Source organism: Cupriavidus basilensis (assembly GCF_029335485.1).
GTDB classification, from domain to species: Bacteria; Pseudomonadota; Gammaproteobacteria; order Burkholderiales; family Burkholderiaceae; genus Cupriavidus; species Cupriavidus basilensis_E.
Map to the genome: position 1 here is coordinate 1 of NZ_JARJLM010000185.1, position 10,867 is coordinate 10,867.

At 65.4% G+C, this 10,867-nt stretch carries 8 protein-coding genes and 1 riboswitch; all 8 genes read right to left on the minus strand.

Annotated elements, in window-relative coordinates; translation table 11 throughout:
• Positions 1-59 precede the first annotated feature (59 nt).
• Positions 60-260 carry a hypothetical protein gene (locus tag P3W85_RS10960; protein WP_017230917.1) on the minus strand — a complete coding sequence of 67 codons (201 nt, stop codon included), beginning with the start codon at positions 258-260 and terminating at the stop codon, positions 60-62.
• Positions 261-449: 189 nt separating this feature from the next.
• On the minus strand, positions 450-1,004 hold the full coding sequence (locus P3W85_RS10965) for a surface-adhesin E family protein (protein WP_017230918.1): 555 nt from the start codon (positions 1,002-1,004) through the stop codon (positions 450-452).
• An 83-nt stretch (positions 1,005-1,087) separates the two neighbouring features.
• A complete protein-coding gene (gene ribB / locus P3W85_RS10970) occupies positions 1,088-1,786 on the minus strand; it encodes a 3,4-dihydroxy-2-butanone-4-phosphate synthase (protein ID WP_276264803.1) in 699 nt (232 codons plus the stop codon).
• A gap of 115 nt (positions 1,787-1,901) precedes the next feature.
• A riboswitch (FMN riboswitch) is annotated at positions 1,902-2,058 on the minus strand.
• Positions 2,059-2,188: 130 nt separating this feature from the next.
• Positions 2,189-3,064: a helix-turn-helix domain-containing protein gene (locus P3W85_RS10975; RefSeq protein ID WP_017230920.1), complete on the minus strand. Its 876-nt coding sequence runs from the start codon at positions 3,062-3,064 to the stop codon at positions 2,189-2,191.
• Positions 3,065-3,160: 96 nt separating this feature from the next.
• Positions 3,161-5,182 (minus strand): sigma-54-dependent Fis family transcriptional regulator, encoded by a 2,022-nt coding sequence (locus P3W85_RS10980; protein WP_276264804.1) that lies wholly within the window; start codon positions 5,180-5,182, stop codon positions 3,161-3,163.
• A gap of 379 nt (positions 5,183-5,561) precedes the next feature.
• The gene (locus tag P3W85_RS10985) at positions 5,562-6,068 is read right to left on the minus strand and encodes an acetone carboxylase subunit gamma (protein ID WP_017230922.1); all 507 of its coding nucleotides are present in this window, start codon (positions 6,066-6,068) and stop codon (positions 5,562-5,564) included.
• A gap of 104 nt (positions 6,069-6,172) precedes the next feature.
• Positions 6,173-8,497, minus strand: coding sequence for a hydantoinase B/oxoprolinase family protein (locus P3W85_RS10990; RefSeq protein WP_017230923.1), 2,325 nt, complete (start codon positions 8,495-8,497; stop codon positions 6,173-6,175).
• An 11-nt stretch (positions 8,498-8,508) separates the two neighbouring features.
• A complete protein-coding gene (locus P3W85_RS10995) occupies positions 8,509-10,653 on the minus strand; it encodes a hydantoinase/oxoprolinase family protein (RefSeq protein ID WP_276264805.1) in 2,145 nt (714 codons plus the stop codon).
• Positions 10,654-10,867 lie beyond the last annotated feature (214 nt).

A 10,867-nucleotide genomic window follows, 5' to 3' on the forward strand; every position in this document is an offset into this window, starting at 1 on the left:
CCCGGCAGCACGCGCGCACAGCGGTGCGCTCGCGGCCAGTCGCCCTTCACAAATGGCGTTTAGACGCCCTTGTTCATCATCTTGTCGGCATCGGCCGGCGCGTGGTTTCTTTTCTTCCTGGCGTGCTTCTTCGACATCTTGTCGGACTTCGATGCCGCAGGCTTGTCGGTGCCCGCAGCCGGCGCGGCAGGAGCGGAAGCCTGCGCATAGGCGCCTGCTCCGAACATCGCCAACGACAACATCACGATCCACTTCTTCATGTCAGCCTCCCTGGCCAGTTGTGGAAAGAAGCCCGCATGCGGCACTTGGAGGCCTTTGGCACCGGCACTTCTTCAGTAGCAACAACGGTACCCCGCGGCAATGGGTTGACGCGGCAGCATGCTTATCGACGCTGCGGCGCAGCATCGGGCACATGGGCTTTGATGGGCATTGGCGAGCCCTGATGGATCTCAATGACAGACGCGGTCGAGCAGTTCGCCGGCAATGGTGCCCGCGTTGGCAACTTGCGGCATACCCGCCTGCGGAGCACTGATGGTATAGAGCGACTCGCCACGCGCATAGCGCTTGGCGTAGAGGGTCTGCTCGACCACGGCATACATGGATGTGGCGCAATTGAAGACCATGCGCTTGAGCGAGGAACGGATCTGCTCGCCGCTGGTGGTGCGGATGATGCCGGCCGGCGCATTGCGCATGACCGCAACGCCGACCTCGGGGCCGCGGCGGCGCACCGAAGTCTTGTCAAAGTAGGAAATCACACCATTGACGCTCATCAGCGGCAACCAGCGCTGTGGGTCGGGGGCGGGCGTATCCGGCGCGGCCAGTGCGGAACAACCCTCACGCGGCGTGGAACGGAAGACCGTGCCACCGTTCGGACCCTGGCATTGATACAAAGCCGCCGTGGCGGCGGGGCGAACCGTATCGGCAACCGGTTCGGCATACGCGGCAAGACAGACGCAGCTGCCCGCCAGCACGGCGGCAGCATGGAAAAAGGCGCGCAAGGACATGGACGGACCCTCGTGTAGACCAGAAAACAGCCAGCATTGTCGCATACCGCGTCCTGCCCTCCCGCCGACCGGCGCCCTGCCCGTCAGTCTTGCTGTTCGCGCCAGGCCACCAGGTCCGCGATGGTCAGCACCGGCAACTGGTACATTTCGGCGAAAGCCAGTGCCTCCGGGCGGCGCGCCATGGTGCCGTCCGGGTTCATCAACTCGCACAGCACCGCTGCCGGCGCGAGCCCGGCCAGGCGAGCCAGTTCCACCGAGCCTTCGGTATGGCCGCGGCGCGCCAGCACGCCGCCGTCGACGGCAACCAAAGGGAAGACATGGCCCGGGCTGACCACCGCATCGAGCCCCGCGTCGTCGGCGATGGCGGCGCGGATGGTGGTGATGCGGTCGGCTGCGCTCACGCCGGTGGTCACGCCCTCACGAGCCTCGATCGAGACCGTGAACGCGGTGCCGTACTGGCTGCGGTTGTTTTCCACCATGGGGCGCAGCCCCAGCCTGGCGGCCTTCTCGCGCGTGAGGCACAGGCAGACGATCCCGCTGCACTCGCGGATCATCATGGCCATATTGGCCTGGGTCAGGCACTCCGCGGCAAGGATCAGATCGGCCTCGTTCTCGCGATCGTCATCGTCGAGGAGCACCACGGGGCGGCCTTCGCGCATGGCGTTCAGCGCCTGGGCAATGCGCTCGCCCAGCGGACGGGTATCGTGCGTGGCTTCGAGCCGGCTGGCTTGCCGCACGGTGACAGCGGCATTGTCTTGATCTTGAGTAGGAAGGGACAGCATGAAACGCTCCTTGAACAGCGATAAGCGGGCGTTTCAGGGGATCGGCGGACGCACGGGCACGCTGGCGCCGGACACGCGCATGCGCGCATGCCGGACATCCAGCCGGAGTGTTACCGCCCATCTTCTTTCATCCGGACTATGACCGTCGGCCCTGGCCTCTCACCAGGTCTGCTGACCCCGCACGGGAGTGCGGGCGCTCGCGGGCTCGCCACGGCGCACAAAGCGCGCGGCATACCGCCGGTGGGGACTTGCACCCCGCCCTGAAGACGTAACGATGCGGCGCGCCTGCCCTTCGTGCTGGCCGGCGTGCCGCGCGCCAAATGTTAGCACGAGCGCGGGGAAATCCGCATGCGGCCCAAGCGCTCGCGGCAGGTGCGGGCGGGCGCTGCCCGAGCCGCCAAGCTACGCGGCAGCAGCGGCTGCAGGCAATGACAGTGCCTCGAGCGCCTGGCGAGAAGCTTCATCGGCCGGGAAAAAGCACTCGATGCGCATTTCCTGTAGCGTGACGTCCTGCGGAATGCCGAGCGTGGTCAAGGTGGAAAACAGCGAAGCGCGAAAGCCGTCCGCGGCCAGCGCCACCGGCAGCATTGGCGGCGGCGTCCGCTCGGCGGCATCGTCTTCGAACAGCGGCAGGCCGCCCGGGCCGACCAGATCCGGATGCCAGGCGGCGATGCGGCCGAAGATCTCGCGCGCGGTCTGGTCCTGCGCCTGGATCTGCAATTCCTGCCACACGCGACGCAGCAAGTAGCGGCCGACCTGGCGCGCGTTCTCGATGACCGGCCACAGGCCCTCGGGATCGAATACCGTCAGCATCAGGTTGATGCGTCCACCCCCCTCCTCCAGCACGGTCGGGGCTCGCTCGCCCAGCAGCTTGCCGATCATGCGGCGGTAGGCCTGATTGGCATCCAGCATGTTCCAGAAGCGGTCCAGCACTACCGCCGGATAGGGTTCCTGCTTGGACAGGATCAGCGCGACCGCCTGCTGCACCATCTGTAGCGCGGGCGCGGCGAGGCCGTGCTCGCTGTAGGCCGGCGCGAAGCCGCCGGCCAGCAGCAGGCGATTGCGCTGGCGCAGCGGCACGCCCAGCCGGTCAGCCAGGGACAGCACCATCTCGCGGCTGGGCCGGGCGCGGCCGGATTCGAGAAAACTGATATGCCGCTGCGACACCCCGGCCGCCAGCGACAGCGCGAGCTGGCTATAGCCACGTCTGCCGCGCCAGTAACGCAGCAGGCCGGGGAAGTCGAGGGCGGTTTCGGAACTGGGGGTCAGGGTGTCCATGACGGCATTACAGCACGGCGAAGGCCACCGCGCGATTACCTGTCTGGTAATAATGTTTTGCCGTGTCTCCAGCGCGTGCCGGGCAGCACGACCGCCCTAAGCGCCCCTGCCCCGGGTTTCGCTCAGCGCAACGCTCAGGCCGTATTTGCGGATCTTCTGATAAAGCGTGCTCTTGGCTATGCCCAGGCGCGAAGCGGTCTTGGTCAGGTTGCCGCTGCTGTACGCCAGGGCCTTGCGGATGGATTCGGCCTCCGCCACTTCCAGCGAGCAAACCGTTTCGGGAAGTTCGCCCCCAATGCGTTTGCACTGGTCGGCGGCGGGCCCTCCACCCGCCGCTCCGATTTCAAGCGGCAGCTTGTCCACGGTGATCACGCCGCCATCGGCCATCAGCAAGGAGCCCTCGAGCGCGTTGCGCAATTCGCGGACATTGCCTGGCCAGTCGTAGGCAAGCAGGCACCGGTAGGCGTCGTCGTCGAATGTCGCCATCGGCAGCCCGTAGCGCTCGCACAACTGGGCCAGCCAATGCGAGACCAGTGCGGGGATATCGTCCTTGCGCTCGCGCAGCGGCGGGATGGCGATATTGGTCACGGCGATGCGGTAAAACAGGTCCATGCGGAATTTGCCGGCGGCCACATCGTCCCGCAGGTTCCGGTGGGTGGCCGCAACCAGGCGGAAACTGACCTTGCGCGGCGCGTTCTCACCCAGCCGGTAGATCTCCCCTTCCTCCAGCACGCGCAGCAGGTGCGGCTGGATGTCGAGCGGCATCTCCCCGATCTCGTCGAGGAACAGGGTGCCCCGGTTGGCAGCCTCGATCTTGCCGGCTGCGCCCGATTTGCGTGCTCCGGTGAAGGCACCTTCCGCATAGCCAAACAGCTCGCTGGCGAGCAGGTCCCGCGACAGCCCGCCGCAGTTCAGCGCCACGAACGGTCCGTCCGAACAGGCGCTGGCCTGGTGGATGCCCTGCGCGAACAGTTCCTTGCCCACGCCGGTTTCACCCAGCAGCAGCACCGGCACCCGGGACGGCGCCAGGTGCTGTGCCTTTTCCACCGCCGAGCGCAAGGCGGCACCATTGCCCACGATACGGGAGAAGGCCGGCGCCAGGCCGGGGCGCCCGGCTGGCATGCCGGCAGCCCCGGCGGCAAGGCGATTTGGCGCAGCCGGAATCACCACCAGGAAACCCAGCATCTCGCCACCCTCGCGAATCACGTCGACCCGGGCCAGGCGCAGCCATGCCGGCGTGGGCCGGGTGGCGGAGCCGGTGGTACGCGCGTCGAGGCCGGGGACGGAGAAGGCGCTGTTCAGCGCTGTGTTGACGCCCAGCCGTGTGAGTGCCGAAGGCGCTTGCGGATTGGCCTTGACCAGTTTGCCACGTTCGTCGAGGACAAGGACGCCGTCGCTGCGCGCCGAGCCGAAATGGCTCGCGCAGCGATCCAGCAGCCGCAGGCGGCGTTCCATCGCCAGCTTGGCCAGCCGGCTCTCGATGCGGCCGGCCAGAGAAACCGTCAGCGCCAGGCTGTGCCGGCTATAGGTCTGCGCCAGGCCCGAGACGTCGATGACGCCAAGTACGCCGCCGTCCAGCGGATCCCGGATCACCGTGGCCGAGCAGGTCCAGCGCTTGATGCCCGCGCAGAAATGCTCGGCGCCATGGATCTGCACCGGCTGCTGCAAGGCCAGCGCGGTACCGATGGCATTGGTCCCGCAGTTCAGCTCGGTCCAGTCGCAGCCGGGAATCAGGCCGACTTCCCCGGCGGGCTCGACGATGCGCATATCGCCTTCCTGCTGGAGGATCATCCCGTCCGGATCGGCCAGCAGCATGATGGTGCCGGTCTGCGACAGGAACTCCCGCGTCTGCTGGATCAGCGGCAGGCTGGCGCTGACCAGCCGCTCGTTCCTCTCCCGCCGTTCCCTCAGCCCGCCCTCGTCGAGCGGCGGCGGCGCGGCCCCCGCGCCGGGATCGACTTGTCCCACCAGGCAGCGCCGCCAGGAGTCATCCACCACGCAGCGCAACTCGCCGGCATTCGCCTCGCCGCCGTCAATCAGGTGCTCCCAGGCGGACATGATGCTGGCGTCATGGTCGGGATGGGAAAACCAGTCCATCGGTGTGGTGGCCTCTTGCATGCCGTGTCTCCTTGCGGGGTCCGCTCGATGCGGATCGGGAATGGCCGGTGTGCCGGCTCGCTCTCGGGCTTTGTTCTCTGTTCTTATTGCTGCGGTACTGGCGCCCGCTTCTGTGCATGCTACTCCCGACCGCACCACCAGTGCCAGCCGGGACTCGACCTCGCCAGCCGTTCTTCTTGCAAATTCCAGGCCACCGTGTAGCCACCGCCCGCGCGCCGTGCGATGGCGTCCGGTTGCCGGATCGCCCACTATCGGACGGCCGAAAACAAAACGGCCGTCCGAAAATCGAACGGCCGCCAGGCCATCGGCAATGGACGATGGCCTGGCCGGATTCAGCCTCGGTGTATGGCTGATCGGTTACATCAAGGCCGATCCGGCCTCAATCCACGCGCTCGGGCACCGGCAGCTTTACCCAGTCGGTGTAGAACGCCTCGATATCCGGCTCGAAATCGTGGATCACCGGATACCACGGCGTAGGCGCTTCCACGTCGTGCATGGTGCCGCACTTGGGACAGTAGTATTCCCGGTACACCTGCCACTGGGTATCCGGGGCCATCAGGTGCGGATAGACCTCGGCCATGGCTTCGTCCGTGTCGCGCACATAGACGTTGGCGTGCAGCTTCCAGTTCTCCCGGTAGTCGCAGAAGACATGGCCGCAATCGCACTGCGTGACCCATTTCCGGGTCTTGGCCTGCTGCACGATAAACATGTGCGGGCTCAGCGGCAGCACGATGCGGTCGTCCCAGTCGAGCTTTTTCTGCAGCGCCTCCACGTACAGCTGAAAGCGCGCGGCATCCTTGGGCATGGACAGCATGCGCAGCGTGGTATCCCAGTCGAGCTTGCCGTCGACCAGGTTCTTGACCTGTTCACTGGTGTAGGTAGACATCCTGAATCCTCTCTTGAGTCTTGAGTCTTGAGTCTTGAATCCTGTCTGGTGTCGTTCGCCGGCGCAGCCTGCCACGCGCCGGCGTCGCTCCGTATCCGCCTGGCTTACTCCTCGACCAGCACCACGGTGTGCACGTCCGGCATCTTGGACAGGTCCATGCGGTACTTGGAACCGTAGGTGGGCACGTCCAGTTCTTCCTCGGTCAGCGTCCAGGATTCGGGCAGGTCCCAGAACGCGCGGAACTGCTGCTCGAACTTCTCCGACAGGCCGAAGCTGGTGGCGAACATGTGCTGCACCTGGGTCGAGGCATGCTTGACCAGGATCCGCTCGCGCTCGCCCTTCATCCACTCTTGCGTCGGCTGCGAGCGCGCCAGCCGCTGGTTGCGAATCTCGACCCGCTGCAGCGCGGTCTGATGGGCATCCACCTTCCAGATGCCGTTGCCGTCCTTCGTCGCCACCGCGCCATAGACCTTCTGGGCATATTCCGGCAGCAGCAAGGCATTGTTCAGGTCCCTCTCGATGGCTTCCACCTCGCGGTCGAGCGGGTCCCCGAAACCGGGGCCGCCACGCAGGTAGTTCAGGTACAGGTCGTAGTTGTCGTAGCAATCCTCGGTGGTCATGCACTGCTGGTCGCGCTTGACGCGCGCGCCGGCGTTCAGGTGGTTCTCGTAGTCCGGCAGGTCCGGGTTGGCGTCCCCGCCCAGCGGCAGGCTGTCACCGGCGGCGATGCGCTCCTTCAGGCCGGTCTTGTGGGCTTCGAAGCGGTAGCCGGTGGCGGCCGGATAACCGCCCATCAGGCCCCAGTCGCTGTTCATATAGCCGTTGCCCATGAAGAACATGGTCCAGTCCTGGGCCTTCCATACCATGCGCAGCGTCTCGAAGCCGCAGCCGCCGCGGTATTTGCCGTAGCCCCCGGAGTTGGACTTGGCGTTGCGCCCAAGGTAGAGCAAGGGCTCGGCCATTTCCCAGATTTCGATATCGCCCATATCGCCCTCCGGGTTCCAGATCGCCGCGGCGTGGTTCAGGCCGTCCTTGATGGCGCAGGCGCCGGTGCCGCAGGACGAGGCCTCGAAGCTGTTGACCGCGTGGATCTCGCCCTCCTGGTTGATGCCGCCGCCCTGCAGCCAGTTGGAGGTGTTGGCGTTGCCGGCGTTGACTTCCTCCAGGTAGCCGCGGCTGAAATAGGCCTGCGACAGCCCGCGCCACATCGCGCTCCAGCCGGAGACCAGGAAATGCCAGGCATAGGCATGGCCGGTACGGCGGTCGTCCGGGTTCATCCAGGTGCCCTTGGGCAGATGGAACTCCGTGCCGAAGTAGGCGCCGTCGTTGATGCGCTGCGTCGGCACCAGGGTCTGGGTCATCATCACCCAGATGCCGCTGGTGAAGGCCACCTGGTGCGCGTTGTAGGAGTGCCAGCCCCAGCGGCTGGCGCCCTCAAAGTCCAGCCGCCACGAGCCGTCCTTGCGGATTTCCATTTCCACCGGCGAATGCATGATCGAGTCGAGCTTGGCGAAGGCCGACGAGGTCTGCACGTCCGGATGGTTGTACGGCACGTCGACAAAGGCCACCTTGCGGTACTTGCCCGGCAGGGTCATGGCCTTGATGCGGGTCTGCAGGCCGCGGCGCCCTTCCTCGATCACCTCGTAGGCAAACTCCTCGTAGGCTTCCAGCCCTTCGTCCTCGATCACTTCCTCGATCAGGTCGCGGATCATATGGCAGCCCGCAATGCGGGTGCGCTCATCGAGGATCCAGTATTTCGGCGTACGCACCGAGCGCTGGCTTTCGTGCAGCCAGTCGCGCAGCGGCGTATCGTTCACACCGGTTTTGCGGCAGGTGATCATGTAGCCGTCGCCGAAACGCTGCACCTGCCCGGTCGACATCGATCCCGGGGTGACCGCGCCGGTGTCGATCACATGGGTCACGCCGCCTACCCAGCCCACCAGCTTGCCGTGCGCGAAGATCGGCACGATGGTGGCGATATCGCACGGGTGGACGTTGCCGATCGAGCAATCGTTGTTGGTGAACATGTCGCCGGGATGAATGCCGGGATTGGCCTCCCAGTTGTTCTCGATCATGTATTTGATGGCGGCGCCCATGGTGCCGACGTGGATGATGATCCCGGTCGAGGTCAGCACGCAGTCGCCGGCGGCGTTGTAGAGGGTGAAGCAGAGTTCGCCTTCCTGTTCGACGATGGGGCTGGCGGCGATCTTCTTGGCGGTTTCGCGGGCGTGCACCAGGCCGCCGCGCAGCTTGGAGAAGAGTTTCTCGTAGCGGATCGGATCCCGTTCGCGGAATGCAAGCCGCGTGAGGCCGTTGTAGTGGCCGGTCTGCTCGGTGCGCTCCAGGATGGCATCGCGAAATTCCTTGAGCGTCTGGCCGGTCTTGAGCAGGTCGGCCAGGCCGACTTCCTTGCTGGACATCATATTCATGGCGTGTCTCCTTACTTCACTTCTTTGAGGTGGAACAGGCGATGCTTGTCGAGCGTGGTGGCGAAGCCCTTGGGCACCACGAAGGTGGTGGCGTCCGACTCGATGATGGCCGGCCCGGTGATGGTGTTGCCGGGTTGCAGCGCTTCCATCTTCCACAACACGGCCTCATGCCATTGCTTCTGCCGGTACAGCGGGCGCGTTCCCAGCCTCGCCTGCGCGGGCGGCCTGGGTCCGCCTTCCGGGTCTTCCGGCAGCACCGGCTTCTGGGTGATCACCATGCCGCGCATGATCGCGCCGGTCACCGAGAAGCCCAGCTCGGGGGAGCGCGCCGAACTGGCATACACCCTGCCGTAGGTTTCCTCGAAGGCATCGACGATCTGGTCCCAGTCGCCCGCGGTGGCGGCGTTGACGATCGGAGAATTGATTTCCAGGTCGTTGAGCTGGCCCATGTATTGCATGCGGTACCCCGGGCGCAGGATCACGTCCTCGGGCTGGAAGCCGTTGATCTTGAATTCCTCGATCACCTTGGACGCCAGGTCGGACCAGGCCTTCTGGATGGTCTGCGCGGCTTGCGCCTTGTCCGCCTCGGCCGCGTCCTGCGGCAGCGCCAGGTCGACGCTCTTGTCATAGCGGTACTCGAAATCCGCGCAGGCGCAGCCGAATGCCGAGAAGCCCGCCGCCCAGGCCGGCACGATCACGTCCTTGAAGCCCAGGCCCTCGGTATAGCCGTAGGTGTGGACCGGCCCCGCCCCGCCGTAGGAGAAGCAGACGAACTCGGTCGGGTTGTAGCCCTTGGCGCTGACGTTGGAGCGCAGGTACTCGCGCAGTTGCAGGTCGAGCAACTCGATCACGCCCGCCGCGGCATCCTCTACCGACAAGCCCAGCGGATCGGCGATCTGTGCCTTGATATGCTGGCGCGCCCGCTCCACGTCCAGCTTGATGGCGCCGCCGAGGAAGTTGTCCGGATTGAGGTAGCCCAGCACCACGTGGCAGTCGGACACGGAAACCGTATCCAGGCCGCTCTCCGGCCAGCAGGTGCCGACGCGGTAGCCCGCGCTGTCCGGGCCAAGCTTGATGGCGCCGCTGTAGGGATCGAGCCGCACGAAGCTGCCCGCCCCCGCGCCCACGGAATCCATCGTCACCAGCGGCAGGGACAGCACCAGGCGCGCCATGTCGGGATCGGCGGCGATGGCGAAGTTGCCCTTGGTGATCAGCGCCATGTCGAACGAGGTGCCGCCGATGTCGGAGCAGGCGATATTGTCGTAGCCCAGGGTTTCGCCCAGCAGTTTCGAACCGATCACGCCGCCGATCGGGCCGGAAACGATGGTGCGCGCCAGTTCCTTGGCCTTCCAGCTGATGGTGCCGCCGTGGGTGGCCATGACCCGCAGGTCGAATTTGGCGCCGTGCTTCTTGAACCGGTCGCTGACTTTCTTTAGCGTCTGCCGCGACGGCTCGGCAGCATAGGCTTCCAGCACCGTGGTGTTCATCCGGTGGCTTTCCTTGCGCTGCGGGTAGTAATCCACCGAGGCGAAGACCGGGATATCGGCCCCGAGCTTCCTGAGTTCGTCGCGCACGATATCGCGCGCCTGCTGCTCGCTGGTGCCGTTCTTGTGCGATTGCAGGAAGCAGATCACGATGGCCTTCGACCCCGCCGCGACCAGTTCGCGCGTGGCCTGGCGCGTTTCCTTCTCCCGCAGCGGAATGACGATCTCGCCCTGCACGTCGGTACGCTCGGTCACGCCACGCGTACGCGACAATGGCACCAGCGGCTCGTCATAGCGGTGCGTATTGAGGTGGATACGCTCTTCCAGCGCGTAGCCAAGGTAGCTCTGGATGGCCCGGCCCATCGAGTGGACATGTTCGAAGCCCTTGTTAACCATCAGGCCGACGTCCAACCCCTTGCGCTGCACCACGCGGTTGAGCATCGCCGTGCCCGAGTACACGCAGGTCAGCAGTTCGGGATACACGTCGTCGACGCCGCGCTGCCAGTGGGCCAGCGCATCCTCCGAGGAATTGAAGATCGCCAGGGACTCGTCATCCGGATTGCTTTGTGCCTTGCCGACCACGAACCGGCCATCGGAGCGCACAAAGAAGGTGTCGGTCATCGTGCCGCCGGCGTCGATGCCCATCACCTGGACTTGTGATTGCACTTCCATATCCATGTCTCCTTCCATTAGTCGCTTTCACGGCGGCTGCCAGGCAGCACCGTTGCCAGACTCACCACGTTGCATGGCGGTCCGGTCTCTCTGTCGCAACCCCTGTGCCAGCTAGCCGAAAGAGAATTATTTTCTTATGTATCAATAACTTAGTGAAAACGTGACGGACAGGAACGGGATCCGCTCCGTAGCGGGCGTCTGGAATTCGAACGGT

What these genes read in the sequence shown, in the direction of transcription:
- P3W85_RS10965 (WP_017230918.1), bottom strand. Translation starts at nt 1,004, where the DNA reads ATGTCCTTGCGCGCCTTTTTCCATGCTGCCGCCGTGCTGGCGGGCAGC.
- P3W85_RS10980 (WP_276264804.1), bottom strand. Translation starts at nt 5,182, where the DNA reads ATGCAAGAGGCCACCACACCGATGGACTGGTTTTCCCATCCCGACCAT.
- P3W85_RS10975 (WP_017230920.1), bottom strand. Translation starts at nt 3,064, where the DNA reads ATGGACACCCTGACCCCCAGTTCCGAAACCGCCCTCGACTTCCCCGGC.
- ribB (WP_276264803.1), bottom strand. Translation starts at nt 1,786, where the DNA reads ATGCTGTCCCTTCCTACTCAAGATCAAGACAATGCCGCTGTCACCGTG.
- P3W85_RS10985 (WP_017230922.1), bottom strand. Translation starts at nt 6,068, where the DNA reads ATGTCTACCTACACCAGTGAACAGGTCAAGAACCTGGTCGACGGCAAG.
- P3W85_RS10995 (WP_276264805.1), bottom strand. Translation starts at nt 10,653, where the DNA reads ATGGAAGTGCAATCACAAGTCCAGGTGATGGGCATCGACGCCGGCGGC.
- P3W85_RS10960 (WP_017230917.1), bottom strand. Translation starts at nt 260, where the DNA reads ATGAAGAAGTGGATCGTGATGTTGTCGTTGGCGATGTTCGGAGCAGGC.
- P3W85_RS10990 (WP_017230923.1), bottom strand. Translation starts at nt 8,497, where the DNA reads ATGAATATGATGTCCAGCAAGGAAGTCGGCCTGGCCGACCTGCTCAAG.